Here is a 25980-nt window from a genome sequence, read left to right as displayed (position 1 = left end):
TGAAAAGTCCGCCCCGCCCGGCGCATCGATGGCAAACACTTGCCAAGTCAACGTAGGGTAAGGGTGAACCGTCACTATCCCGGGAGGTAGTTTTGAAGAAGAAGGACCGCATGGCCCGTGACTTTGAAGCCAATGTCACTGCAGGCGTAGAAACGGCACGTGACTGGGCTGTACCCAAGGTGGAGGCCGCACGTGACTGGGCAGTGCCCCGCATTGAAAAGGGCATCGAGACCGCTTCACCCAAGATCCAGGAAGGCATTAAGCGAGCCGGCGACGGCGTTGCTGCCGGAGTAGCCACGGTCACGCCCCGCATCCAGGAAGGTCTGCACAAGGTGGGTCCGAGGATCAGCCACGCAGTGGATGAAGCCACACCCCGCATCCAGCACACCCTGGACCGCGCCACTCCGGTGATCTCCGGTGCGCGCGACAAGGTGGTTGACGACTACATTCCCACCCTCTCCACCCGTATCGGCGATGCTTCGTCATCGGTAACCCGCACGCTGGGTGCCGCTTCTGTTCCGGTCCAGACGGCTGTTGCCAAGGCCACCGGTAACAAGAAGGCGCTGAAGAAGGCCCAGAAGGCAGCTGCCCAGGCAGCCAAGGAGGCCCGTAAGAACCGGAAGAGCGGTGGTAAGGGCTGGCTGATTTTCGGCATCCTTGCCGCAGCTGCCGCCGCCGGAGTTGCCGCGTGGCGCGCCTCGCGTCCGGTGGAGGACCCCTGGAAGACGCCGGCACCGGCCAAGCCCGAGACCATCAAGGTTCCGGAGCCCAAGCCTGCGTCGCCCCAGCCTGCAGCGGCTACGGCTCCCCAGCCCGCAGCACCTGCTGCCGCCGTCTCCACACCTGAGACGCCGGTTTCCAAGGCTGCCGCCAACGGCAAGGAATCCGTCAAGGAAACCAAGGAAACCGTGGCCAGCATCAAGGAAGCCGCAGAGCGTGCTGCAGCACGCAGCGGCGACAAGGTTGCCGAGGCCGCCAAGCACAGCAAGGAAGCCGCAGCCAAGGCTGCAGACGCCGTAAAGACATCCGGTGCTCATGCTGACAAGTCGGATAAGTCCACCGAGTAGTTCACCGCTTTACACCTGCGCTAAAAGAGGGCTCCCGCTTGGCGGGGGCCCTCTTTTGCATGCTGGGGAACAACCTTAGTTCTCCACATCCCCGCCCAGGGCCGGCGGTGCGGGCAGAAGGGGATCAGCCCGGCCGGACCGGCGGCCCTGGCCGGTCACCACAACGGCGAGCCCCACCAGGATCATGGCCAGTCCGGCGTATGTTCCTGCCGGCAGCTGCTCTCCCAGGAACACGGCGGCGAGGATGGCTGCGCCGGGGATTTCCAGCAAAATAATCATGGATACCACCAGCGGCGAGATCACTGCCAGCAGATGGTTGAAGACGCTGTGTCCCAGGAGCTGGGCCACCACCGTCACGGCCAGGATTCCCGCCCAGGCGGCCGGTTCAAAGGACACCAGAGGCTGGCGGAAAAGAACACAAAGAACCAGCAGGAGGATGGAGCACAGCCCATAGCAGAGTGAGGTATAGGTTCCGGTGCTCATGGTGGCCCGGGCCTTGCTTCCGGCGATGGTGTAGAGCCCGGCCAGTGCCCCTCCGGCAACGGCCAGGAGATCTCCCAGCAGCGCCTCACGGGAGAGCGCCAGGTCAAAGCCCGTGATGACGACGACGCCAAGCAGCGCCGCTCCCAGGCCGGCCAGGACACGCGGAGCCACCGGGATACCCCGAAAGACGTTAAAGAGGGCGATCCATCCCGCCTGCAGACATACCAGTGCCGTCGCCGCAGCAACCGACGTCAGCTTCAGGGATGTGATGAAACAGGCGAAGTGCAGGGCAAGGGCCACCGACGCGATGGAGATCCATTTGGCTTCGGACCGGGTCAGCCGGAAAAATCCGCCCGGGTTTCGGAGCAGTGTGGGGGTTCCCATAACCACCGCTCCCAAAGCGTTGCGCCAGAACGCAATGGCCAAAGCCGGGGCTGCGGTTGCCGCCATAATGGGGCCGGAGGCAGAAACGCCGAGGACGCCGACCACGGCTAGGAAAACGATCACCAGAGCAACAATAGTTGACCTGAGGGGGAGTCGGCCTGCACCGAGCCTATCCGGGCCGGCGGGGCTGTTAAACCAGAAAGTCCCAGCCAATACGGCTGGGACTTTCTTTCGGTGGAGGCACGGGGACTCGAACCCCGAACCCCCTGCTTGCAAAGCAGGTGCGCTACCAATTGCGCCATGCCCCCGAAGGTGAACTCATCCAGTATATCCCACCCTGACCTGCGGCGGAACCGGAATTCTTCTTTTCTGGAAATCAGTCAACCTGGTCAGTGGACGACTTCCACACGGATTTCTCCGCAGCAGTTTCCTGCCATTTTTTTGCAACAAGGATTCCTGCAACCGCTGCTACAGCTACTGCCAGCAACTTCTTCACAGTGCCTCCTTGCCTAGTGGGGCATCACCTTTCAGTGATGTTCCGTGGGCGCACCAGGACTTGAACCTGGGACCTCTTCGTTATCAGCGAAGCGCTCTAACCGCCTGAGCTATGCGCCCCGATACCTTCTCGGGCCGAGATAAAACTTTACCCCACCTCTGCCGGGAACCCAAATCGGAATCCGTTTTTCTGTTCGGCCGGCGGTTTTTAGCGCGCCGGCCGAACGGAAAATCCCAAAATAGGAGCCTTTTAGTCGTCAGTGAGAGTGACGCCGATGCCGCCCACCAGGGTGGAGGCAATGTTGTACAGCACGGAGGCGAGCATGGACAGGGCCGTCAGCAGCAGCACATTGACCACGGCGATGATCGTTGCGAAGGAGACCACCTGTCCCAGCGAAGCGAATTCCCGGAGGTCAAAGCCGCCGGATTCGCTTCCCGCGATGTCACCGAGCAGGGTATTGACCCGGTCAAAGATGCCGGTCAGGTCCAGTACCGTCCACAGCACAATTGCGGCCACCACGGTCACGACACCCAGTGCCACGGACAGCAGGAACGCCATCTTCAGCACCGACCACGGGTCGACCTTGCTGACGAGCAGGCGGGCCTTACGGGCCTTGGCCTTAGGTGCCGGCTTCACGAGCGGCTGCCGGTTGGCCGGAGCGCTCTGACCACCTCCGGGGCGCTGGGCGGGACGCGCGGGTGTCTTGACCCGGGGTCCTGCGCCCGACGCCGACCTGGGATTTGAGTTGGTCGAGCTCACTCGTTACCTCCATCTTCTGCTGACTGAGCATCCTGCTCAGCCGTTTTGTCTGTAGCCAACGGTACTTCATCCGCACTGGTGCCTACAGCCTCGGCATCGTCCTGCTGAAGTCCTTCACCGGCGCCGTCAGCACCGTCGGCGGGAACCGAATCGTCGTCGGCCTCTTCGATGCCCAGGTCCCTTTCGGAGTTGCGGGCAACCGCAATGATGCGGTCATTCTTATCCGGCTTGGCGAAAATAACACCCATGGTGTCCCGGCCCTTAGCGGGAACCCCCACCACGGAAGAGCGGACAACCTTGCCGCCCTGCATCACCACCAGGACTTCATCTTCCTCCTGCACAATCATCGCCCCGACCAGGTGCCCCCGGTCATCTGCGAGCTTGGCCACCTTGATGCCCAGACCGCCGCGACCCTGCACACGGTATTCCTCCACCGCAGTGCGCTTGGCGTAGCCGCCCTCAGTCACAATGAAGACGTAGGAATCCGCGGTGACCACATCGGCGGCCAGGAGTTCGTCATCCTCGCGGAACTTCATGCCGGTAACGCCTGAGGTGGCCCGGCCCATGGGACGAAGGGCATCGTCGGTGGCCGTGAAGCGCAGGGACTGGCCCTTCCGGGACACCAACATCAGGTCGTCGGTTTCGGACACCAGCTGGGCGGAGACCAATTCGTCGCCGTCGCGCAGGTTGATGGCGATGACGCCGGCGGATCGGTTGGTGTCGTAGTCCTCCAGCCGGGTCTTCTTCACCAGACCGCGCTTGGTGGCGAGCACCAGATACGGAGCTGCATCGTAGCCGGGCAGGTCCAGCACCTGGGCAATGTGTTCATCGGGCTGGAAGGCCAGCAGGTTTGCCACATGCTGGCCCTTCGCATCACGGCCGGCTTCCGCCAGCTCGTATGCCTTGGCGCGGTAGACCCGGCCCAGGTTGGTAAAGAACAGCAGCCAGTGGTGGGTGGTGGTCACGAAGAAGTGCTCGACGACGTCGTCCCCGCGCAGCTGCGCACCCTTGATGCCCTTGCCTCCGCGGGCCTGCTGGCGGTAGTTGTCGCTGCGGGTGCGCTTCACATACCCGCCGCGGGTGATGGTGACCACCATTTCCTCTTCAGGAATCAGGTCTTCCATGCTCATGTCGCCGTCGTAGCCCATCACAATGTGGGTGCGGCGGTCGTCGCCGTACTTGTCCGTGATCTCGCGCAGTTCTTCGCTGACAATCTGGCGCTGGCGGGATTCGGACGCGAGGATAGCGTTGTATTCGGCGATTTCGAGCTGAAGCTTGGCGTGCTGATCCTGAATTTTCTGGCGTTCCAGGGCGGCCAGGCGGCGCAGCTGCATGTCCAGGATGGCCTGTGCCTGCAGTTCGTCGATGTCCAGCAGCCCCATGAGACCGGTACGGGCCTCTTCCACCGTGGTGGAGCGACGGATCAGGGCAATGACATCATCCAGGGCGTCCAGGGCCTTGAGCAGGCCGATGAGGATGTGCGCGACTTCTTCGGCCTTGCGCAGCCGGTAGCGGGTGCGCCGGACGATCACTTCGAGCTGGTGGGTAACCCAGTGGCGGATGAAGGCGTCCAGGCTGAGGGTGCGCGGCACTCCGTCCACGATGGCCAGCATGTTGGCACCGAAGTTTTCCTGCAGCTGGGTGTGCTTGTAGAGGTTGTTCAGCACCACCTTGGCCACGGCGTCGCGCTTGAGCACGATCACCAGGCGCTGGCCGGTGCGGCCGGAGGTCTCATCGCGCATATCGGCGATGCCGGAAACCTTGCCATCCTTAACCAGCTCGGCGATCTTGATCGCGAGGTTGTCCGGGTTGGCCTGGTAGGGGAGTTCGGTGACCACCAGGCAGGTGCGGCCCTGGAGTTCTTCCACGTTCACCACGGCGCGCATGGTGATGGAGCCGCGGCCGGTGCGGTAGGCGTCCTCAATCCCCTTGTGGCCCAGGATCTGCGCGCCGGTGGGGAAGTCCGGGCCCTTGATCCGGCGGATCAATTCCTCGAGGAGGACGTCGTTAGGAGCCTCCGGGTTTTCCAGATACCACTGAACGCCGTCGGCAACTTCACGGAGGTTGTGCGGCGGAATGTTGGTGGCCATGCCCACGGCGATGCCGGAGGAACCGTTGACCAAAAGGTTCGGGAACCGCGCCGGGAGGATGGTGGGTTCCTGGTTGCGGCCGTCATAGTTGTCCATGAAATCGACGGTTTCCTCGTCGATGTCGCGGACCATTTCCATGGCGAGCGGTGCCATCTTGGTTTCGGTGTACCGGGGAGCGGCGGCGCCGTCGTTGCCGGGGGAGCCAAAGTTTCCCTGACCCAGGGCCAGCGGGTAGCGCATGGTCCAGTCCTGGATCAGGCGGACCAGGGCATCGTAGATGGCCGAGTCGCCGTGCGGGTGATACTGGCCCATGACTTCGCCCACCACGCGTGCGCACTTGTTGAACGAGCGCTCGGGACGGTAGCCGCCGTCGAACATCGCATACAGCACGCGGCGGTGCACGGGCTTCAGTCCGTCCCGCACGTCCGGCAGGGCACGCCCGACGATGACCGCCATGGCGTAATCCAGGTAGGACCGCTGCATTTCAGTCTGCAGATCGATCTGTTCAACCCGGTCTGAGAGGGTCTCTTCACTCATTGGTTGTTCCGTTCCTCAAAAGCTCTTTAAATCCGCGGGCGCAGGGGTGGCATGGTCCTAGATGTCCAGGAAGCGCACATCCTTGGCGTTCTGCTGGATGAAGTTGCGGCGGGATTCAACGTCTTCGCCCATCAGGACGGAGAAGATCTGGTCCACGGCGGCGGCATCGTCCATGGTGACCTGCAGCAGCGTGCGGTGGTCGGGGTCCATGGTGGTGTCCCAGAGCTCGGTGTAGTCCATCTCGCCCAGACCCTTGTAGCGCTGGATGCCGTTGTCCTTGGGCAGGCGCTGGTTGTTGGCCAGGCCGCGGGCCACAACTTCGTCGCGTTCCCGGTCGCTGTAGACGTAGTCATGGGCGTGGTTGGACCACTTGATCCGGTACAGCGGCGGCTGCGCCAGGTACACAAAACCGCTTTCGATCAGCGGGCGCATGTAGCGGAAGAGCAGGGTCAGCAGCAGGGTGGTGATGTGCTGGCCGTCCACGTCGGCATCGGCCATCAGCACAATCTTGTGATAACGGGCCTTCTCCACATCGAAGTCCTCGCCGATCCCCGCACCAAAGGCGGTGATCATGGACTGGACTTCGGCGTTGCCCAGCGCGCGGTCCAGGCGGGCACGCTCCACGTTCAGGATCTTGCCGCGCAGCGGCAGGATGGCCTGTGTTTCGGGGTTGCGGCCGCGGACGGCGGAGCCGCCTGCGGAGTCACCCTCCACAATGTAGATCTCGGATTTGGACGGATCCTTGGAGGAGCAGTCCTTGAGCTTGCCGGGCATGCCGCCGGATTCCAGCAGGCCCTTGCGGCGGGTGGATTCGCGGGCCTTGCGGGCTGCGAGGCGGGCCTGGGAGGCCTGGATGGACTTGCGGATCACGTCGCGGGCGGGGCCGGGGTTGCGCTCCAGCCAGTCGCCGAGCTGGTCGGTGACCACACGCTGCACAAAGCCCTTGACCTCGGAGTTGCCCAGCTTGGTCTTGGTCTGGCCTTCGAACTGCGGCTCGGCCAGCTTCACGGAAATGACAGCGGTCAGGCCTTCGCGGATGTCGTCACCGGTGAGGTTGTCATCCTTTTCCTTGATGATGTTCTTCTCGCGGGCATACCGGTTGATCAGTGACGTCATGGCGGCGCGGAAACCCTCTTCGTGGGTGCCGCCCTCATGCGTGTTGATCGTGTTGGCGTAGGTGTGGACGCTCTCCGAGTAGGCGGTGGTCCACTGCAGGGCCATTTCAACGGCCATCTTCTTGTCATTGTCTTCGGTTTCAAAGGCAATGACATCGTCGTGGATGGCTTCGTATTTCTTGGAGGAGTTCAGGTACTTGACGTAGTCCAGCAGCCCGTCTTTGTACATGTAGTCGACCACGCGGTGCTTGGGGCCGGTTTCTTCGCGGTCCTCGGCCGGAGCTGCGGCGATCTCTTCGATGTCCTCTTCAACCGTCCGCTCATCCGTGAGGACAATGCGCAGGCCCTTGTTGAGGAACGCCATCTGCTGGAAGCGGGCCCGAAGGGTTTCAAAATCGAATTCCGTGGTTTCGAAGATCGCGGGATCCGGATAGAACGTCTGGATGGTGCCCGTTGCCTCGGTCGCTTCGCCCTTTCGCAGGCCGCCCACCGGGTGTCCTCCGTCGGCGAAGGTCTGATTCCAGACAAAGCCCTGCCGGCGGATTTCGGTTTCCACGCGGGCGGAGAGGGCGTTAACCACTGAGATGCCCACGCCGTGCAGACCACCGGATACGGCATAACCGCCGCCACCGAACTTGCCACCGGCGTGCAGGATGGTCATGACCACCTGGACGGTGGGGATGTTTTCCGTGGGGTGCATATCCACCGGAATGCCGCGGCCGTTGTCCTCAACCCGGACACCGCCGTCGGCCCGGAGCGTTATGTTAATCCGGTCGCAGTAGCCAGCCAGAGCCTCATCCACGGAGTTGTCCACAACTTCGTACACGAGGTGATGCAGCCCGCGCGGACCAGTGGAACCGATGTACATGCCCGGGCGCTTCCGGACAGCTTCCAGACCTTCCAGCACGGTAATTTCGTTGGCACCGTACTCGTGCGGAGCGGCCTCTTCAGCCTCGCTGTGGTGCTCTGGCGTTACGTCAGCGTTGTCCATCTCATTGTCGTTAGCCACAGGTGCTGTCGACTCCTCAGTGTGTTGGTCAGTTTTTGACGCCTTCCCCCAGGGCAGGCGCCTCAACTTCCAATTCTACCGTGTCACCGGGGTCATTACGGCCCAAAACACCCCCTTAGCGGCCACCAAAGCAGGTTTTGAGCCCATTTCAGGCCCGTCTTTAGGTCCGGATATGGCTGGAGGGGGTTTCGGGCCGCTGAACGGCTCTGGACAACTACCGGCGAACCGCTTCCGCGCTCCGTTTTCTCGCCGTTTTCCTACCCGTATGTGTCGCGGGGGCCCCGCCCCTTGACACTGCGCAGTCCTTTACGCCAGTTCGGTGCCGCCGGCCCTATGACGTCAATTTTTGTCACCACGCCGGGACCAAGTTCCGCATCGAACCGACTGATCAGCGAGCTGCGCAGCAGCCGCAGCTGGGTGGCCCAGGCGGTAGAGTCGCAGCGAACCTGCACGGTGGTGTCCGAGAATGACTCTGGGGTGCAGTGTGAGCTGACCTCCGGTCCCACCAATTCTTTCCAGCGGGAGATCACCGAACCCACGGCAACGGGGGAATTCCATCCCCTCTCGCTGACAAAACGGTTAAAGAGCTTGCCCACGCCCTGGGGATCCCGCCCGGTGTATTCACCGGGAATGAACGGCAGAGGTGCCCTCCGCTGGCCGGCCTTGCGCCGGCTCGGGGAAATACGCTGATCGCCGCGGGACTGGGCCGCCTGGCGCATCCGGTTCAGCTGGGCCTGGGCGGCATCCTGGCGGATTTCCGCTTCCTCCCCGTCCTGGCCGGTTTCCGGCTGGTCGGCATGGCGCGGCGGCGGCAGTTCAGCCCCGGCGCCGGAATCCGAATCAGAGTGCGGGAACACTGATGCCTCCGGGAACCACGGTAACCAGTTCCCCGGCCAGGGATTCGGGAATGTCCTCCGCCACGGCGGCTGTCACCAGCACCTGCTCCGCTCCGGAAACGATCCCGGCCAACCTGCCGCGGCGCTGGACATCAAGTTCGGCAAAAACATCGTCCAGGACCAGGATGGGTCCTGCCCCCGGACTGTCATCGTCACTAATAAGCAGATAATAAGTGCCCAGACGCAGTGCCAGGGCAAAAGACCAGGTCTCACCGTGGGAGGCATATCCCTTGGCCGGAGCCTGTCCAAGGATCAGCTCCAGATCATCCCGGTGCGGTCCCACCAGGGAAACGCCCCGTTCAATCTCACGGCGGCGGTTGGCGCCAAAGGCGGCCAGGAAACGTTCCACCAGCTCGGGCTCGTTGAGGCCGTACAACTCATCCGGATCGGAATCGCCGACGACGGCGCCGTCATCGTTCACTGCCCCCTGGAGCGTTGAGCGGTACACGGCCCGGGCGGTCTTACTGCCATCCGTCAGGTCCCGGTAGGCGCTTTGCAGATGCGGCTGCAACCGCTGCAGTGCCTCAAGGCGGGCTGCGAGCAGACGCGCTCCGGCAACGGCCATGTGTTGGTCCCACACCTCCAGCGTTGCCTCGTGGGAAGAAGTGAAGCGTCCGGCGGCACGGGCGGATTTCAACAGGGCATTGCGCTGCTTCAAGACCCGCTCATAGTCGCTGCGCGTTGCTGCATGCCGCGGAACCAGGGACACAATCAGGTCGTCGATGAACCGGCGCCGGCTGGACGGATCGCCCTTGACCAGGGCGAGGTCTTCGGGCGCAAACAGGACGGTGCGGCAAATGCCAAGGATGTCCCGCGCCCGCACTGGGTTAGCCCGATTAATCCTGGCACGGTTGGCCCGCCCGGGATTCAGCTCCAGTTCCACGCTGGTGCGCTGGCTGCCGCGCACCAGCCGGGCACGCACGAGCGCCTGTTCAGCGTCAAAGGAGATCAGGGGGGCATCGTTGCTGACCCGGTGGGAGGACAGAGACGCCAGATAGCCGATCGCTTCAACAATATTGGTTTTGCCGGTTCCGTTGGGGCCCACAAAAACTGTGACACCGGGCTTAAGCTCCAGGTCAAGCTGCACATAGCTGCGAAAACCGGTCAGGGAGAGGTAGTCAATGTACAAACCCGTCCACCTTTGTCCTGTCTTCCGATTGGTCTTCCGCGGGCTTGCAGCCCGGTGTTTTTTGCTGTGCTTCCACCCTACTGCCGTGCACTACTCCGGGCTGCCGGTTTCATCGACGGCTGCCGGCGGCATGGTCGGTTCCGCGGGCCGCACACTGTGTCCGCCAAACTGGTTCCGCAGCGCTGCCACCATCTTCATGGCCGGTGAATCATCCTGCCGTGACGCAAATCTGGCATACAGCGCCGCTGTGATGACCGGTGCCGGAACTTCATTGGCTACCGCCTCCTGGACCGTCCATCTGCCTTCCCCGGAATCGTCGGCATAGCCGGCGATGCGGCTCAGCTCCGGGTCACCGTCCAGCGCATTCACCACCAGGTCCAGCAGCCACGACCGGATAACCGTGCCCTCCTGCCACGCGCGCATGATCCCCGGAACATCGGTGACGATGTCCTTGGCGCTGAGCAGCTCGTATCCTTCGGCATAGGCCTGCATAAGACCGTATTCGATCCCGTTATGGATCATTTTGGCGTAGTGCCCAGCACCCACGGCGCCGGCATGGACAAAGCTGCGCTCCCGGTCTCCCTCAGGCCTTAAGGCGTCCAGAATCGGCATGGCCAGCCTGATGTCCTCGTCGGCGCCGCCCGCCATCAGCGCGTAGCCGTTATCCTGGCCCCAGACTCCTCCGGAAACACCGCAGTCCATGTACCGGACTCCCGACAGGGCGAGCTTTTCCGCGTTGCGGATATCGTCGTCATACCGGGAATTTCCGCCGTCGATCACCAGGTCGCCGCGGGACAGCACCTCAGTTAGCTCGGTGATCACTGCATCCGTGACTGCACCGGCCGGAACCATCACCCACACCACCCGCGGGGACGGCAGTTCGGCAACCAGTTCGGTCAGCGACATGACATCGCTGACCCCCGGATTCCGGTCGAAGCCGGTGACGTCAATGCCGTTGCGGCGCAGCCGTTCGCGCATGTGGAAACCCATTTTGCCGAGTCCGATGAGGCCTATGTGCATGGCAGGTTCCTCTTTCTCGCATCCGCGGACGGGTTTCCGCGCCCCGACCTACTGGTTGGGCAACCGCACCGGCATCAGCAGGTAGCGGTAGTCTTCACGGTCATCTCCGGTGAGTTCCTCCTGGGCGGATATCACGGCGGGCTTGGGCGGCGTCGTGAACGAAAAGCGCACGTATTTGCTCGGGAAAGCTCCCAGGCCTTCGCTGAGGTAGTGCGGGTTGAAGGCAACGGTGATGTCATCCCCGATCAGGGATGCTTCCAGAGCCTCGGAGGCTTGGGCGTCTTCGCCCGTGCCGGCGTCCAGGGTGACCTGGCCGTCGGTGAAGGCCAGCCGGACCGGGGTGTTCCGCTCGGCAACCAGCGAGACACGGCGTACGGCCTCCACCAGGGCAGTGGTTTCCACTGTGGCGTGGATCGGTGTGTTGTCAGGGAAGAGCGAGCGGATCTTGGGATAATCCCCATCCACCAAAAGCGAGGTGGTGCGCCGGCCGCCGCTTTCGAAGCCGATCAGTTCGCTGTCATCGGATAAGGCGATGTTCAGGTCTCCGGCACCGCCAAGGGTCTTGGCCACTTCGTTGAGGGTCTTGGCCTTGACCAGCGCGCTGGTGGAAATTCCGGGGGTGGAGGGTTTCCAGGACAGCTCGCGCAGGGCCAGCCGGTACCGGTCGGTGGCCAGGAAGGTAATCAGATCATCTTCGATCTCCATCCGCACGCCGGTGAGGATCGGCAGGGTGTCATCACGGCTGGCGGCGATGATGACCTGGCTTACAGCCTGAGCAAAGGCATCGCCGTCCACGACGCCGCTAACCTCGGGCAGGGCCGGCAGTTCGGGATACTCGGCCACGGGCATAGTGGCGAGGTTGAAGCGGCTGTTGCGGCAGGTCAGCGTGACCTTGGATCCGTCGGTTTCAACTTCAACGGGCGCTGAGGGCAGGCTTCGGCAAATTTCGGCCAGCAGCCGTCCCGAAACCAGGATGGTGCCCTCTTCGGCAATATCGGCGGCGATCTGGAGTCGGGCCGAGATTTCGTAGTCGAAGCTGGCGATGCTCAGTGATCCGTTCTCCGCCTTGATCAGCAGGCCCGACAGAACCGGAACCGGAGGACGGGGCGAGAGGGAACGCGCTGTCCAGGTAACCGCTTCGGCCAGAACATCCCGCTCAACTCTGAACTTCACAGCAGGGTGCCGCCTTTCACAACGTACTTTTCAGTACAACCGAATCTTCATGACAAGTGAGGGAGCATCGCCGGCGCATGCGGCGCCGCAGCTTCGCCGCATGCGAACACCATCGCAGGACGGGTCGCGAATGACAACAATACTCTGTGCCAGCTTAGCGTCCGACCTACAGGAGATGCACGGTGCCGGCAGTAACTCCTGAGACCCCATCCGATCTTCGAGGAAGACATCCGATGTTCTTCCGGTGAGGGGAGGATGTTCGGTCAGGAAAGGTCAGATGTTATTTGGTGGAACTGAATTTCTTAAGGTTCGTAGTGTTAATAACTCCTGTGGATACTGTGGATAACCTAGTCGATCGGGGCGTCAAGGCGTTTTTTGCCTGTGGATAACCTGTGGGTCCCCGCTGCAGCTTCGGCGGATGACTGTGGGGAACTTTTTTGTAATTCCGCGTATCCACAGGGAAGCACTGCTATCCGGAAGTTATCCACCGGGTTATCCACACCCTTGTCCACAAATGTTAATTTCGGGCCCCTGCGGGGCTCCCGATCGCTGCAGTGCCGCGGATTATGCCTCGCGCTGCTGCTGCTTGATCCGGTTCGTCAGTTCCGTGACCTGGTTGTAGATGGCCCGCCGCTCAGCCATCAGTTCACGGATTTTGCGATCAGCATGGATCACCGTGGTGTGATCGCGGCCACCGAGTTCCTGGCCGATTTTCGGCAGCGACATGTCAGTCAGCTCACGGCACAGGTACATGGCAATCTGCCGGGCCGTCACCAGCGTGCGGGTCCGGGACTTGGAACACAGTTCCTCCAGACTGATCTGGAAGTAGGCGGCAGTCTGCCCCAGGATCGAGGCGGCCGTGATTTCCTGGGCGCCGTCGTCGGTAATCAGGTCCTTGAGCACAATCTCGGCCAGTCCCACGTCCACCTGCTGCCGGTTCAAGCTGGCAAAGGCAGTCACCCGGATTAGTGCACCCTCAAGTTCACGGATATTCGTGGAGATCTTGGATGCGATGTACTCCAGAACATCGTCCGGAGCGCTCAGGCTGTCACCGATGGCCTTTTTGCGGAGAATGGCGATGCGGGTCTCCAGCTCCGGCGGCTGCACGTCGGTGAGCAGGCCCCACTCGAACCGGGACCGCATGCGTTCCTCAAAGCCGGAGAGTTGCTTGGGCGGCAGGTCGGAGGTAATGACCACCTGCTTGTTGTGGTTGTGGAGGGCATTGAAGGTGTGGAAAAACTCTTCCTGGGTGGCATCTTTGTTGGCCAGGAACTGGATGTCATCAATGAGCAGGATGTCCACGTTGCGGTAGAGCTGCTTGAAGCTGGCACCCTCGTCGTACCGGATCGAGTTGATGAAGTCGTTGGTGAACTCTTCGGAATTGACGTACCGGACGCGGATACCGGTGTAGAGGTGGCGCGCATAATGCCCGATGGCGTGAAGTAGGTGAGTTTTACCCAACCCGGAGTCGCCGTAGATGAACAGCGGGTTGTAGGCCTTGGCCGGAGCTTCGGCCACCGCAACCGCTGCCGCATGGGCAAAACGGTTGGAGGAGCCAATCACGAAGGTTTCGAACACATATTTGGGATTCAGCCGGCCGAATTCCTGGCTGGTGCTTGGCGGGGTGGGTGAGGGAGCGCTTTCGCCGGAGGGAACCGGGCTGGGAGCCGGCTGCTCGGGTTCGGGTTCCGGATCGGCCTTTACAGCGGGGATCATGTCCGAATCAATGACAAAGGCACACTGAATGTCGGCCTGGAAGACGCCGCGCAGGACCTCATCCAAGATGTGCTTGAGCTGGGTCTGCAGTACTTCCCGGGTGAGCTCGTTCGGAACCGCCACCAGCAGAGTGGTTCCAATCAGGCCCTGCGCCTGGGCCAAAACCACGAATCCGCGCTGCCTAGGAGAGACGCGGTCATCGGTTTCGAGTGTCCGAATGACCTTGCGCCAGGAACTGCCGACGTCGTTGATTTCGTCCGTGCCCACAAAAACCTCTCGTGATCGCCCTCAGCGGTCTCAGAAAACATGGAAGCCCGAGCGGGTTTCCGGCAGTTCATCCACAGACTTATGCACAGCTGGTGGATAAAAGGCCCGAGGCCAAGCCTAAGGGATGATTTACCCCGGTGGTAGCTGAATTCCAGCTGTGGATAGGCTCTGGGACAGGGCTCACACCACCCTGTGGGTGGCTATGCTGGAGGGAGTTGTCCACAGGTGTGGATGGAACTGTATAAACAGGCCGGCGGCCTAAGGCGGGTGTCTTCGGTTTGACGGGGGGCGGTCCTGCCCCATAACGTGGAGAAGTCCTTTGTGTCTGCTATCTGCACTCATTCATGCCCATCAGGGTTCTGGGAATCAGGGTCCAGGTCCGGGTTGAGAGCAGTCAGACACATGAAATAAGCGCCGCTTGTTCTTCCCCCTTGTCGTAGCAAGCCAGCGCAACTCAGATTGTCTTGGAGTAACTACCGTGAGCAAGCGGACTTTTCAGCCGAATAACCGCCGTCGTGCCAAGAAGCACGGCTTCCGCCTTCGCATGCGTACCCGTGCAGGCCGTGGGATCCTTTCCGCACGCCGCGCCAAGGGCCGTACCGAACTGTCGGCATAAATAGCCTCAAGTTTGTCGATGCTGCCTACCCGCAGCTCCGCAACCGATTCCAGGTGGTCTGAATGTTGGCCATAGGGAACCGGGTGCGGACGTCGACGGATTTTTCTCATACTGTACGTTCCGGTGCCCGCAGTGGGCGCCGGAACGTAGTCTTATATGCGGTGAAAACGGGGCAAGGCCCTACCCGCGTAGGCTTCATCGTCGCCAAAAGCGTCGGGAACGCAGTGACACGCAACCTCGTTAAGAGAAGACTGAGGGAAGCAGCTGCCCAAAGTCTGCGTGAGTATCCCACCGGCTTCGACATTGTTGTCCGTGCATTGCCTCCGGCGGCAACGGCGTCATGGGAGGATCTCCGCTCGGACTACTTGGGAACGCTCCGCACTTGTGTGGGCAAACTCAACCGTGTTTGAACGCTTAGCCAGAAGGGGTGATCCACTGATGAGCCGCTCCGGTATACATCCGGCAGGCGCTGTTCAGACGATTGCCAAATGGGTGTGGAATCTTCCCCGATATGTGCTGATCGGCCTGCTGATCGCCTATCGAAAAACCATCTCGCCACTGTACGGACCGGTCTGCAGGTTTTTTCCTTCCTGTTCCGCCTACGCGTTGGAAGCAGTCACTGTGCACGGCGCTGTGCGCGGTACCTGGCTTGCCGCACGACGGCTTATTCGCTGCCACCCGTGGAACGACGGCGGGGTGGACCACGTCCCGCATGGAAACAGGATTTGGGACCACAACCAGGTTCCGAGGATTATTGTGCTGAATCATCCAGTGATTCCAGCCGACGAAGACAGCCGCGAAGCGGCCTGAGGAGTATAAATGGGTTTCTTCGGTACGATACTTTTCCCCTTTAAGTGGGTTGTGTCCTGGATCATGTGGATCTTCCACGAGGGCTTTGTGTTCCTCGGGATGGATGCCGCATCCGGTTGGACATGGACGCTGTCCATCATCGGCCTCGTGATCGTTATTCGGGCCGCCCTGATCCCGGTCTTTGTGAAGCAGATCAAGGCCCAGCGCGGCATGCAGTCACTGCAGCCCGATTTGAAGAAGCTCCAGCAGAAGTACAAGGGCAAAACAGATCAGCTCTCCCGTCAGGCCATGACGCAGGAGCAGATGGCCCTGTACAAGAAGCACGGCACCAACCCGTTTGCGGCCTGCCTGCCTATGCTCATCCAGATGCCGTTCTTCTTCGCCCTGTTCCAGGTCCTCAGCGGCGTGTCGAAGGCCAGCGACGACGGTACCCACATTGGCGCACTTTCGGCGGATGCCATCCAGCAGTTTGATGCCGCTTCCATCCTCGGCGCTCCGCTGTCCTCCTCGCTGCTGCACGGCGGCACCGGAGGCGGGCAGACCGCCGTCGTCATTCTGTCCATCATCATGATTGTTGCGATGACCGCCTCGCAGTTCATCACGCAGAAACAGATCATGTCCAAGAACATGTCCGAAGAAGCGCTGGCGAGCCCCTTCATGAAGCAGCAGAAGATGATGCTCTACATCCTGCCGCTCGTCTTCGGAATTGGCGGAATCAACTTCCCCATCGGTGTCCTCATTTACTGGACCACCACCAACCTGTGGACCATGGGCCAGCAGTTCTTCGTGATCCGCCGGATGCCCACACCGGGCTCCCCCGCGGCGAAGGCTATGGCCGAGCGCCGTGCCAAGAAGGGCCTTCCGATGGTGCCCCTGCTCGGTGAAAAGAAGACCGATACCGTTGAACCGGCCCCGGTAGCCACCAAGATTCAGCGTCAGCAGCCCCAACGGAAGAACAGGAAGAAGCGATGACCACTGAGCCCGTGGCGGAGTTCCCCGAAACCGTGCCGGAGTCCGCGGAAACTACTACTACTGCGGCTGCTGATGACACAGAAACGGTCCGCCCCGGGCGCCTCGAAGAAGAGGGAGACGTCGCGGCAGACTACCTTGAGGAACTGCTGGACATTGCCGATATCGACGGTGATATTGACATTGAGGTCCGCAACGGCCGGACCTACATTTCCGTGGTGGCGGAGGCAGGGGACGCGACCGGCCTGCAGCACCTTGTAGGACAGGACGGCGAGGTGCTTGAAGCTCTTCAGGAACTGGCACGGCTATCCGTTCTGACTGCCACTGACAGCAGGTCCCGCCTCGTACTGGATATCACCGGCTACCGTCGGGAGCGCAGCGCTGAGCTCCAGATCATCGCGGAGAAGGCTGCCACCCGGGCCCGGGAAAGCGGCGAGGAAGTCGCGCTTGCCCCGATGAGCGCCTATGAACGCAAGATTGTGCACGACGCCGTGGCCGACCTCGGACTTATTAGCGAATCTGAGGGTGAGGGGACCGCACGACACATTGTGGTTTCCCTGCCCGCCTCCTAGGGGCCCAACGCTGGAAACTGCACCGCAGACAAGGAATTACCACGTGGTTGAAACAACGCCCGCTGAACGCACGGCGGCGGAAAAAATTTTCGGTTCCAGGCTCGACCTGGCCGAGCGGTATGTAGAGCACCTCGCCACCTCAGGCATGGAACGGGGACTGCTGGGGCCGCGGGAAGTGCCCCGGCTATGGAGCAGGCATGTGCTGAACTGTGCTGTTGTCGCAGATTTGATTGGGGAGAACGCCCGGGTCGCAGATGTTGGCAGCGGTGCCGGCCTGCCCGGCCTCTGCCTGGCGATTGCACGCCCTGATCTGCAGCTGACTCTGATTGAACCGCTTGAGCGCCGGGTTATCTGGCTCAATGAGGTTGTGGAGGACCTTGGCCTCAACAACGTGACCGTCCTTCGCGGCCGGGCCGAACAGGTGGTCAAGGAGGTCGAGGCCGACGTCGTTACCGCCCGAGCTGTCTCTGCTCTGGCAACGCTGGCAGGCCTGACGATCCCCCTCCTCAAAGGCAAGGGGGAGGTACTGGCGATCAAAGGACGCAGCGCTGAGGAAGAAATCGCCAAGGCAACCAAGGCAATCCGCAAGCTCGGCGGCCGGGAAACAACCATTCTTACAGCCGGAGAAGACCTTCTCGAGGACCACACCACCGTGGTCCGCATTCTTGTGGGGTAGTGGGACGCAGCACTATCTTGTGCACACACCGGCTTCGATCCGGGATATTGGCCGGGCACCGGATAGGCTGGATGCACTAATGCCTATGTTTGGAAAGTGAGCATGTCCAGGTGAGTGCGCGCCGCGATTCCGCCGCAAAACGGATTCCACCCTTTGCAGCATTGGGTTCTGCCCTCTCCGCACAGTTCTCTCGGATTCAACCCCAAATGTTTGCCAGCAATCAAGAACCAGCTCCGGCTCCGAAGATAGACCCTCCGCTGCTTGAGGAGGAAATCCCCGATCCCGTGACGGCAGCTGTTGTGGCCCCTGTTGCACAAGAGCCAGTTCCCCCCGCATCATCCGTTTCCGAGCCGGAGGTTTCGGCAGAGATTGTTTCTCGTGAAACGGCGCACAGCGTTGTTACCCTGCAAACCGCGGCCGAATCGGCTCCGGGCCCCGAGGCTATCGAAGGTGGTGTATCTGACGCGGCGGTTGTGCCGTCGACGTCGGTGGACGTTATGGACTTGATGGACGAAAGCACCCCGCTTGCCCGGGAACTGGCACACGAAAACCGGCGCCGGGAGAAGCTGCGCGGACGCGTATTGCCCCGGCCCGCCGAAACGCGGATTATGACGGTGAGCAACCAAAAGGGCGGGGTCGGCAAGACCACCACAACGGTGAACCTGGCTGCTGCCCTGGGCAGCGCCGGGCTCAATGTCCTGGTGATCGATATTGACCCGCAGGGAAATGCTTCGACTGCTCTGGGAATTGACCACCGAGCCGAAGTGGAGAGCATCTACGACGTTCTCATCGATGACCTTCCGCTGGCCAACGTTGTTGCGCAGTGTCCCGACATTGCCAACCTGATTTGCGCGCCAGCGACCATCCACCTGGCCGGCGCGGAGATTGAGCTAGTTTCTCTCGTGGCGCGCGAACAGCGCCTGCGCAGGGCTATCGAGGCCTACGCCGCGGAGCGCGAACGCACCGGCCAGGAACGTCTGGACTACATTTTCATCGACTGTCCGCCAAGCCTGGGACTTCTTACGGTCAATGCGTTTGTGGCGGCCCGGGAAGTGCTGATTCCGATTCAGTGCGAGTACTACGCACTGGAGGGCCTCAGCCAGTTGCTGAAGAACATTGAGATGATTCAGAAGCATCTGAACGCTGATTTGGTTGTCTCAACCATTCTTTTGACCATGTACGACGGTCGGACGAACCTCGCAGCCCAGGTTGCCGCGGAAGTGCGGGAACACTTTCCCGAACAGGTATTGGGTGCCGTTGTTCCCCGCTCGGTGCGGATCTCGGAAGCACCCAGCTACCAACAGACGGTCATGACGTACGACCCATCCTCCAGCGGTGCTTTGTCCTACCTCGAGGCAGCGGCGGAGATTGCTCAGCGCGGTTAGACACCCTGCGTCAGCCTGCGTCGGTTTTGAAGCATTGAATCGTAGAATACAGTCACAAACAATCCATGCCGCTTGCTGTGTGCATAAGGGAAGGACATACCCATGACCGAAAAGCGTCGTGGTTTGGGGAGGGGCTTGGGAGCACTAATCCCCAGCAGCGCAGAGAGCGAGCAAGCTGCTCCGACTTCCTCGCCGTCCGGTCGTGTTGGACGTCCGGTTGACCTGTTCTTCCCGTCAGCCAGTGACAGCGTCACTGCCACGCGGCCTGCCTCCGGTCCGCGGCGTGGCAGCGGAATTAACAAGGAGGCCCTGCGCGGTCCTTCACAGAAATCCCCGGCAGTTTCTTCCCCTCGGCCCGCAGAGAAAAAGCGCACTGCGTCCGGCAATGAAAAGAACCTCGACGGTGTCATAGACACTGAGTCTTCCGCCAGGGAGCCCAGAGACTCGGATGCCGCACCCGCTCGTGCCCGCAATGTGGGTGGCAACAGCGAGTCAGCAGAGGCCGCTCAGGTCGCATCCAGGGTGGAAGGGACAACCTCAGCAGTCGGCCCAGATGGAACACTCTCAGTGCCTGAATCAATCGGCGCTGTTTCACGTGAAACACTGGTGGAAGTACCGGGTGCCACGTTCGCTGAGATTCCAGTGGACTCGATTCACCCGAACCGCAAGCAGCCGCGTTCCGTCTTCAACGAAGAAGACATGGCGGAACTCGTGCACTCGATTCGGGAGATAGGGGTGCTTCAGCCGATCGTTGTCCGGCCTTCCCTGGAGGACGATCCAGAGCACCCCTATGAATTGGTCATGGGTGAGCGGCGCTGGCGTGCCAGCCGTGAAGCAGGCCTTGAGGCTGTTCCCGCTATTATTCGGTCTACTCAGGATGTAGACCTTCTGCGGGACGCGCTCTTGGAGAACCTCCACCGAAGCCAGCTGAATCCGCTGGAAGAGGCAGCCGCCTACCAGCAGCTCCTCGATGATTTCGAATGCTCCCATGAAGAGCTGGCAGGTCGGATTGGACGATCCAGGCCTCAAATAACCAACACTCTTAGGTTGATGAAGTTGCCCCCGCTTGTACAGCGACGGCTTGCTGCGGGGATCCTCTCCGCCGGCCACTCTCGCGCACTGCTGGGGCTTGGGGATGCGGCCGAGATGGAAAAGCTGGCCCAACGCATCGTCGCAGAGGGGCTTTCCGTGCGGGCAACGGAGGAAATCGTCTCACTCAGTGACGGCCTGAGGCGTCCGACCAAGGAAGCAAAACCAAAGGTGGGTGCGCGGCATGAGCGGCTCGACTACCTTGCTACTTCGCTTTCCGACCGGTTGGATACGAATGTAAAAATCACCCTGGGTGCCCGCAAAGGCAAAGTCAGCATTGAGTTTGCGAGCGTGGACGACCTGAATCGGATCATGGGAGTGCTAGCTCCTCCCACGACGTAGGCCTCATGTCTCCTAAAGCTGGCCGCCGAGAAGGGCGGGTGTTCCACGTGGAACACCCGCCCTTCTCGCGTCTGGCCGGTACTGCTGTTTAGGCGCATCGGGGACCAGGCATCAGGTTTGCGGCGGACACTGGGCGGTTATACAAAAGTTTGACCGTAAGCTCCGATGCTTGTGACCCGGGTGAGAACCGTCTACGTTTCACGTGAAACACGGAACAGTTCCCCCTTGATAGGCGTGGAGATCGTTCCCCTGAGGGCGTTGGCCCCTTGCTGGTGCAGCTGCAGATCTGGTCTCCACGTGCGTGTTCTTCATGTCCTTAGTGCCGTTCTTCCATGGAATGGTCCACCCCAACCGGTTCATCCGCATTCCTTGGCACGCTCTGTGCAGGTAAGCTCAGTACAACTGAAATCGTCAGGCTCTTTTCTCTAGCTGCCATGGCAAGAATGGACATAAGCCTGGGTTACATGTTGAGCCACTAGACTGCGGTAGCCCGGTCTTCCTCTCGTAAGCCCTTCCTTCCCTTCCTTCCCTTCCTTTCGCGCGCAGGGCGTTTCACGTGAAACGTCGATCGACGCCAATGAAGGCGGAAAAGCACTGTGTAGGCCCCGTCCCCTCCGAGCTGTTTTTTGGATAGCGTTCAAAAGGCGCACTTTCGGCAGTCGCACTGGCGGGAGGGAGATTCCCAGCACACGTATCGGGCCGTCGATCGGCGTCCGTGCTCCGTTATTTGGTTTTAAACAATGACGGCGGTCACACGTATCCGACTTGGGGCGGCGTTGCGCTTTCTGCAGCCAAAGCCTGGTCAATACAAGTGTCAGCATCAATTGGCATTAATGAGCGAGACAGGGAAGCCTGCCATCGGTCCCAGAATTGCAGCGACCATACTTCATCAACCGCATAGTAGCGTCCGATTCAAGTAGAACGTCGCGAGCTCATCAACGATAGTGCGGGAGCTTTGGTAGTGCCAATGCGGCCCAAAGACTGCCGTAGATCGACCCACCGTAATAGTGGAGACCTAATGCAGGCGATAAGTGCCATCGACTCAGAGGACTACGTGAGGATGCTTGTTTCACGTGAAACGAAATTGCATCTCGGAGCCCTGCAAGTCGGCACCCAAGAGGTAGGGGGTCGCAAGTTAACCCGTAGTGCGGTGCTCTGCTTGAAACCGCCGGCCAGCCTTGTCGCTCTCCGAATGGAATGGACTTCCGGTAGTTACGACTCGTCTTTGGACCTCAGCGATTACTTCGAGAAGCATTCATCAGACTAAAACTTTGGTCCGGAAAAAATTGTGAGAGGAAGTGTCGGTAGCCACCGGGTCGCGGACGAACAAATACCATGTTCCCCCATTCAGCAAGGCGGGCGGGCACGCGGCCTCCTTGCCCAAGGTTCATCAGGAAGACTCGACTGGGCGGCGGCCAGCCGGCGAAGTTGCAGCTGGGTAAACAGTTGAGCGCGTGGCGCTGTTACCGCCCTGTTAGAGGCTTCCTTGGGCCGTTGGCCCACGAGTCACTTAACCGAACACTAAACGCTGTTCACTGCGGGTATTTATGGATGACGGGTGAGAGCACCATGTGCTGCTCTCACCCTGGGCTGAAGCTGTCTGCATACGACTCACAGGCTCCTATACGAACCGCCCCCACAACACATTGGTATGCCTCGAGGCTTATAGGAGGCTTGCAGACGGCGATGAGGACCTAGCGATGGGCTACCCAGTGCATTCAAGGCGGTGCTGCTGATGTGTTGTTTCAGGGAAGACCCTGCAATGTTTCACGTGGAACACCGAGCACCTACTGTGCGTAAGTGAACGGTGGAAGCTACCAATTACTGCCGGGCTACGCCCGGAGGGCTATGTGTACAGTCGCAGCTATGTCGGGCCGATTAACGATCAGAAACCCGTTTCACGTGAAACACCGTGCGTTGCATGTGGAGGAGAGACGAACCTCCTGACACCATCAGGTCGGAATAGGTGGTCGGTAATTAGAGGATGGAATGTTCGGCTGATCCCCTCCCTCACCCTCCCGCCTCCAGCCATGCAGGTCTACTCCCTCCAGACTTGGACCAAAAGGCGAGCATCTGGACCACTTAAGGTTTGGGCGGTTCTTAGGGCCTCTCGACGCGGAAACCCCTAAGCCAGGACCATCATGGACGAAGACCTCCAAGAGCGTTCCGCCTCATGGCCAAACAACAAACTGGAACCTCCGTAAAGAACCGACGGTTTATATAGGTTCTTGCGGTGTGTGCCCTTCCGCGCCACCATCCCCGTGCCGACATATCGGAACAGGTAGGAGACGTACCCGGAACAATTTCTGCGGTCAGGCGGTGCATAGGTGGCTAACTCCGGAGCCACCATTGCCGGATACTAAAGATCCCTTCGCCTGCCGGCATACCAAAGCACGGCTGGGGTTTCCGCACCTGAGCCCGCAACGACATCATCCGGGCTAAGTTCTGCACACCGAGACTCAGCGAGCCAGTTGGCCAGCACCTGCTCATAGCGCTCCGGCTCCCATGGACGTGCCTGTCAATGCCAACTCAAAACGGCCCCACCCGCCACCATGGAGGGAAAACAATTTGGCCCATTACGCAGAGACCCGCTCCCAGCTGGGGAAGGCAGGTGCGTGCAGCTTGGGACCGGCGGGATGGTGGCCGGCTCGCAGGACCTTCTATCATCCTGTAAAACCCCAAAGCAGATCTCACAGAGGATCTTAGCCTTAGCACTGAGTCGTTCTCTGCAGGCAACGGCTGGGGGATGGTGAAGCATGCGGACCAAGTCACTAACCCTCGGGGAGCGGTTGAGGCTGCTGTTGGATCCGCGGCTAAGCCGGTTCCTGGTGGCGTTGTCTGGTCGGGATGCGACCATGGGACTACGGGGGAAATACTCTCCTGCCTCAGTGGCCAGCCACGATGCGCGCGGCCGCGATTTCTCGATCGTCTGATTTCGAGGTCTTCTTCTGGCTTGCAGGACCGGGAAACTCCAGCTGATCCTCATCAAGCGAAGGGGAGACGGACGCGGCTACGAGCCGGGAGTACTGAGTCAGACTTGCCAGTTTAGTACCGCCTGGAGCAGCTCGTCCGGACGGCCTAATGCAACTCTCCCAGAGGCCATGAAACACGTTCGGTAGGTGCGCGGCGTTCGAACCCGTTATGGGGCCGATGAGGACCGAGCGCCTGCGCGAAGGCAGGGCAGCCAGCGGCGCGGCGGCGGTCTCTCCTTCCTGGTCGTTGGGGGCGGAGTAGGGCAGCCTTGAAAGGTCATCCACTTTCGTGGTGGCCCAGCGCCCTGTGCCCGCTGCCTTCCGGGATGCGGACGAGTTTCTTGATGTCCGCGTGCGCTAAGTCTCCGGATGTCTGCACTACGTCCCGCGGTGTCTGCGTTCGGTCCGCACGGGTGTTTCCCGGTAGGAAAATGCCCGGAATGAGAGGTCCTTCCTGCCTGTCAGATCGTGGGCGCTGTGCGGTCTGCTGGTGCCGGTGAGCAGCTGAAGCGTTCCGCGGCCCGGCGCAGCATCGGCCATCCGGATTCATGTAGTGTTGCCAGGCGCAGTCGTCCACCTTCGGGCGGAGATGCGTTAGCCCGGGTCGTCCTCGTCCTCGTCCTCGCCTATTTTCCTTTTCCACGCTGTTCATATCGTCCGTGAGAGTTACACCTGATCTGTAGGACAGCCCTGTCAAGAGACAGGGGAAAACGCTCCCGAACTGGCTGTCCGGGAGCATTTCCTTTGGGTGCCGGAGAGATCTGGCTGCGTGGTCAGCGTGTCATGGGCGACGGCGCGGTCAGACTGATATTCGTGTGTTGGCTACCGCGGGACGAGGTGTTCGGCTGGAGCGTATCACTGGTCTAGCAATCTCGGGCGTGCCCATTTCCGGCTGCCCATAGGTGTATCGCGAGTTTTCCCTACGCGCTGCAAGGACAACGCTTCAGGAATCCTTCCGGGTGGCTTGGGAACCAGGATCAGGACAAGAGAGCCTTTTCTCCTTCCGCGATCCTGGCCAGGGACCATCACCAGCCGGCTAATTTCCGGGCCACGGCAACCGTGGCGATCACGGGGCGTTTGTGGTGTTCAAGGTTGGTGAGCCAGCCTTGATGCAGGCGCCGGTTTCCAGGGTGTCCGCGGGCCTGTGCGGCTTCGGGTGCCAGCTACCACCGGGCCCTCATCAGGCGGGAGGGATTCGGATAGGGCCGGCGGTGGTGCCACGCAGCTTCGACCAGCAATGTCGGGCGTGGCCATTTCCGGTTTTGGTGATCGAGCCGCGGGACCGGGAGGCCCCGGAGGAATGCCCGGAGGGGGCCAGACCAAGATAGGCGCCGATGCTGGGGCCGGTGAACCGGTCCCAGTCACCGATTTCCACGGCCAACCCGAAGGCGGTCAGAGTGGAAACGCCCCGCAGGCGGCCCAGGCATCTGCACCACAGCGGTGAATTCGCTGTCCAAAGCCATGCTTGTGATGGCGGCATCCAGATCGTGGCGACGTTCATCGATGGCCTGCATCCAGTCCAGGCAGGAACGATAGGGCTGCTTCCTGATCGGTCGACGGAGTCCTGACCCCTGTGATCTCTCCCAGTTTCAACAGCCGGGCCAGGTGCAGGGCGTCATAGGCGTCTGTCTTCACCCGGTCCCCGGACGGGCGCTGGCGCTTGGGCGGCGCCGCAACTACCGTGGGGAACCCGGCTTCTTTCAGGCCCCGGGCCAACCCGAAACCGGTGGGTCCTGCCTCTTAAACAACATTGACGGGTCCGGTGTAGGATTTCTCCCGTTTCGGTGTCCCATGCGCAGCCGGCAACGGAGCGGGCATGGACATCCAAACCGACACTTATACGCTCGAACATAGCTGGAACCTCCCAGACTTCAAATGTGGCTCTGCAGATCGGCCAGGTCTGGCAGGTAACCCACGTCCTTGCTTTGAAGAGTGGAGGTTCCACCAGGGGCATGGATGGTTGGCCCTGGCATTTCCCCTCGGCATGCTTGCGGTCGTGATACGCCCTCGAATGGAATGATGGCGATGGCGATGGCTACCCGGCTTCGAGAATCCAGGAAGCGGAAACTGACGCTGCGGATTATTGCCGGGTTGCTGGCCCTCATCTCAGTGGCTCCGTTCATCCTGTGAATGCTGGGCCTCTCATCGTTCTCGGAAGTGGAAACAACATGAGGTCAGGATTGTCGGCCCTAAAGCAGGGGGCCCGCCAAGGGGTGTCCACCCGGGATTCCAGCTCGACCGGTCCCTGTTGTGCGAGGGGCCAGCAGGTCGGTGTGGAACAAGGCAGCGGCTATACCGACCGTCGGGGGGAGGGAACGGTGAACCACAACACGCGCTGCACCGGCCCTAGAGGAGCCAGCGCAACGCGTGTGTGAGACCAGGCCAAGCGGACCGGCCGGGCCAGGACT

20 protein-coding genes and 2 tRNA genes are annotated in these 25980 nt (G+C 61.1%); 9 read left to right on the top strand and 13 right to left on the bottom strand.

What is annotated here, in order from left to right:
* The first annotated feature begins 92 nt into the window (after positions 1-92).
* On the top strand, positions 93-1067 hold the full coding sequence (locus tag ABIB35_RS10260; protein ID WP_354181101.1) for a hypothetical protein: 975 nt from the start codon (positions 93-95) through the stop codon (positions 1065-1067).
* A 75-nt stretch (positions 1068-1142) separates the two neighbouring features.
* Here the strand turns inward: ABIB35_RS10260 and ABIB35_RS10255 are convergent, their stop codons facing one another.
* The 12 genes from ABIB35_RS10255 to dnaA all read right to left on the bottom strand — a co-directional run bounded on the left by ABIB35_RS10255 (position 1143) and on the right by dnaA (position 14141).
* Positions 1143-2057, bottom strand: a complete 915-nt coding sequence (locus tag ABIB35_RS10255) for a DMT family transporter (RefSeq protein ID WP_354181099.1) — start codon at positions 2055-2057, stop codon at positions 1143-1145.
* 112 nt (positions 2058-2169) lie between these two features.
* Positions 2170-2242: transfer RNA gene (locus ABIB35_RS10250), tRNA-Ala, on the bottom strand.
* A 68-nt stretch (positions 2243-2310) separates the two neighbouring features.
* The gene (locus ABIB35_RS10245; protein WP_354181098.1) at positions 2311-2430 is read right to left on the bottom strand and encodes a DLW-39 family protein; all 120 of its coding nucleotides are present in this window, start codon (positions 2428-2430) and stop codon (positions 2311-2313) included.
* A gap of 45 nt (positions 2431-2475) precedes the next feature.
* Positions 2476-2549, bottom strand: a tRNA-Ile gene (locus ABIB35_RS10240).
* 130 nt (positions 2550-2679) lie between these two features.
* Positions 2680-3189, bottom strand: coding sequence for a DUF3566 domain-containing protein (locus ABIB35_RS10235; RefSeq protein WP_354181097.1), 510 nt, complete (start codon positions 3187-3189; stop codon positions 2680-2682).
* Positions 3186-5816 (bottom strand): DNA gyrase subunit A, encoded by a 2631-nt coding sequence (gyrA, locus tag ABIB35_RS10230; RefSeq protein ID WP_354181096.1) that lies wholly within the window; start codon positions 5814-5816, stop codon positions 3186-3188. Before gyrA ends, ABIB35_RS10235 begins: the two co-directional genes overlap by 4 nt.
* A gap of 57 nt (positions 5817-5873) precedes the next feature.
* Positions 5874-7922 (bottom strand): DNA topoisomerase (ATP-hydrolyzing) subunit B, encoded by a 2049-nt coding sequence (gyrB, locus tag ABIB35_RS10225; RefSeq protein WP_354181167.1) that lies wholly within the window; start codon positions 7920-7922, stop codon positions 5874-5876.
* Between the two features lie 275 nt (positions 7923-8197).
* Positions 8198-8797, bottom strand: coding sequence for a DciA family protein (locus ABIB35_RS10220; RefSeq protein WP_502915768.1), 600 nt, complete (start codon positions 8795-8797; stop codon positions 8198-8200).
* Complete coding sequence (gene recF, locus ABIB35_RS10215) at positions 8781-9965, bottom strand: DNA replication/repair protein RecF (protein WP_354181095.1); 1185 nt, start codon at positions 9963-9965, stop codon at positions 8781-8783. The genes ABIB35_RS10220 and recF overlap by 17 nt, the downstream gene beginning before the upstream one ends.
* A 90-nt stretch (positions 9966-10055) precedes the next feature.
* Positions 10056-10985, bottom strand: coding sequence for a phosphogluconate dehydrogenase (NAD(+)-dependent, decarboxylating) (gene gnd, locus ABIB35_RS10210; protein WP_354181094.1), 930 nt, complete (start codon positions 10983-10985; stop codon positions 10056-10058).
* A 48-nt stretch (positions 10986-11033) separates the two neighbouring features.
* The gene (gene dnaN / locus ABIB35_RS10205; RefSeq protein WP_354181093.1) at positions 11034-12158 is read right to left on the bottom strand and encodes a DNA polymerase III subunit beta; all 1125 of its coding nucleotides are present in this window, start codon (positions 12156-12158) and stop codon (positions 11034-11036) included.
* A gap of 564 nt (positions 12159-12722) precedes the next feature.
* Positions 12723-14141 carry a chromosomal replication initiator protein DnaA gene (gene dnaA / locus ABIB35_RS10200; protein ID WP_342023247.1) on the bottom strand — a complete coding sequence of 473 codons (1419 nt, stop codon included), beginning with the start codon at positions 14139-14141 and terminating at the stop codon, positions 12723-12725.
* Positions 14142-14619: 478 nt separating this feature from the next.
* Between dnaA and rpmH the strand changes: the two genes are divergently transcribed.
* The 8 genes from rpmH to ABIB35_RS10160 all read left to right on the top strand — a co-directional run bounded on the left by rpmH (position 14620) and on the right by ABIB35_RS10160 (position 20600).
* Positions 14620-14757 (top strand): 50S ribosomal protein L34, encoded by a 138-nt coding sequence (gene rpmH, locus ABIB35_RS10195; RefSeq protein WP_056010217.1) that lies wholly within the window; start codon positions 14620-14622, stop codon positions 14755-14757.
* A 62-nt stretch (positions 14758-14819) separates the two neighbouring features.
* A complete protein-coding gene (gene rnpA / locus ABIB35_RS10190; RefSeq protein WP_354181091.1) occupies positions 14820-15167 on the top strand; it encodes a ribonuclease P protein component in 348 nt (115 codons plus the stop codon).
* Positions 15168-15195: 28 nt separating this feature from the next.
* Positions 15196-15567, top strand: coding sequence for a membrane protein insertion efficiency factor YidD (yidD, locus tag ABIB35_RS10185; protein ID WP_354181090.1), 372 nt, complete (start codon positions 15196-15198; stop codon positions 15565-15567).
* A gap of 9 nt (positions 15568-15576) precedes the next feature.
* Positions 15577-16539, top strand: a complete 963-nt coding sequence (gene yidC, locus ABIB35_RS10180) for a membrane protein insertase YidC (RefSeq protein WP_354181089.1) — start codon at positions 15577-15579, stop codon at positions 16537-16539.
* The gene (locus tag ABIB35_RS10175) at positions 16536-17108 is read left to right on the top strand and encodes a Jag family protein (RefSeq protein ID WP_354181088.1); all 573 of its coding nucleotides are present in this window, start codon (positions 16536-16538) and stop codon (positions 17106-17108) included. Before yidC ends, ABIB35_RS10175 begins: the two co-directional genes overlap by 4 nt.
* Before the next feature lie 43 nt (positions 17109-17151).
* Positions 17152-17784: a 16S rRNA (guanine(527)-N(7))-methyltransferase RsmG gene (gene rsmG, locus ABIB35_RS10170; RefSeq protein ID WP_354181087.1), complete on the top strand. Its 633-nt coding sequence runs from the start codon at positions 17152-17154 to the stop codon at positions 17782-17784.
* 497 nt (positions 17785-18281) lie between these two features.
* The gene (locus ABIB35_RS10165; protein ID WP_502915767.1) at positions 18282-19169 is read left to right on the top strand and encodes a ParA family protein; all 888 of its coding nucleotides are present in this window, start codon (positions 18282-18284) and stop codon (positions 19167-19169) included.
* 102 nt (positions 19170-19271) lie between these two features.
* Positions 19272-20600: a ParB/RepB/Spo0J family partition protein gene (locus ABIB35_RS10160; RefSeq protein ID WP_354181085.1), complete on the top strand. Its 1329-nt coding sequence runs from the start codon at positions 19272-19274 to the stop codon at positions 20598-20600.
* 4152 nt (positions 20601-24752) lie between these two features.
* Here the strand turns inward: ABIB35_RS10160 and ABIB35_RS18760 are convergent.
* Entirely contained in the window at positions 24753-25052 is a 300-nt protein-coding gene (locus tag ABIB35_RS18760; protein ID WP_502915766.1) for a transposase, read from the bottom strand.
* Positions 25053-25980 lie beyond the last annotated feature (928 nt).

This window comes from Arthrobacter sp. UYP6 (assembly GCF_040547315.1).
Classification (GTDB): domain Bacteria; phylum Actinomycetota; class Actinomycetes; order Actinomycetales; family Micrococcaceae; genus Arthrobacter_B.
The sequence above is the reverse complement of the archived record's forward strand: the minus strand, read 5'-3'. Positions and strand labels throughout refer to the sequence as shown.

Excerpts from the sequence above, each read along its gene's own strand:
- gyrA (WP_354181096.1), bottom strand. The coding sequence starts at position 5,816 with ATGAGTGAAGAGACCCTCTCAGACCGGGTTGAACAGATCGATCTGCAG.
- gyrB (WP_354181167.1), bottom strand. The coding sequence starts at position 7,922 with ATGGACAACGCTGACGTAACGCCAGAGCACCACAGCGAGGCTGAAGAG.
- gnd (WP_354181094.1), bottom strand. The coding sequence starts at position 10,985 with ATGCACATAGGCCTCATCGGACTCGGCAAAATGGGTTTCCACATGCGC.
- rnpA (WP_354181091.1), top strand. The coding sequence starts at position 14,820 with ATGTTGGCCATAGGGAACCGGGTGCGGACGTCGACGGATTTTTCTCAT.
- yidD (WP_354181090.1), top strand. The coding sequence starts at position 15,196 with ATGAGCCGCTCCGGTATACATCCGGCAGGCGCTGTTCAGACGATTGCC.
- yidC (WP_354181089.1), top strand. The coding sequence starts at position 15,577 with ATGGGTTTCTTCGGTACGATACTTTTCCCCTTTAAGTGGGTTGTGTCC.
- ABIB35_RS10175 (WP_354181088.1), top strand. The coding sequence starts at position 16,536 with ATGACCACTGAGCCCGTGGCGGAGTTCCCCGAAACCGTGCCGGAGTCC.
- ABIB35_RS10165 (WP_502915767.1), top strand. The coding sequence starts at position 18,282 with ATGGACTTGATGGACGAAAGCACCCCGCTTGCCCGGGAACTGGCACAC.
- ABIB35_RS10160 (WP_354181085.1), top strand. The coding sequence starts at position 19,272 with ATGACCGAAAAGCGTCGTGGTTTGGGGAGGGGCTTGGGAGCACTAATC.
- ABIB35_RS18760 (WP_502915766.1), bottom strand. The coding sequence starts at position 25,052 with ATGCCGCCATCACAAGCATGGCTTTGGACAGCGAATTCACCGCTGTGG.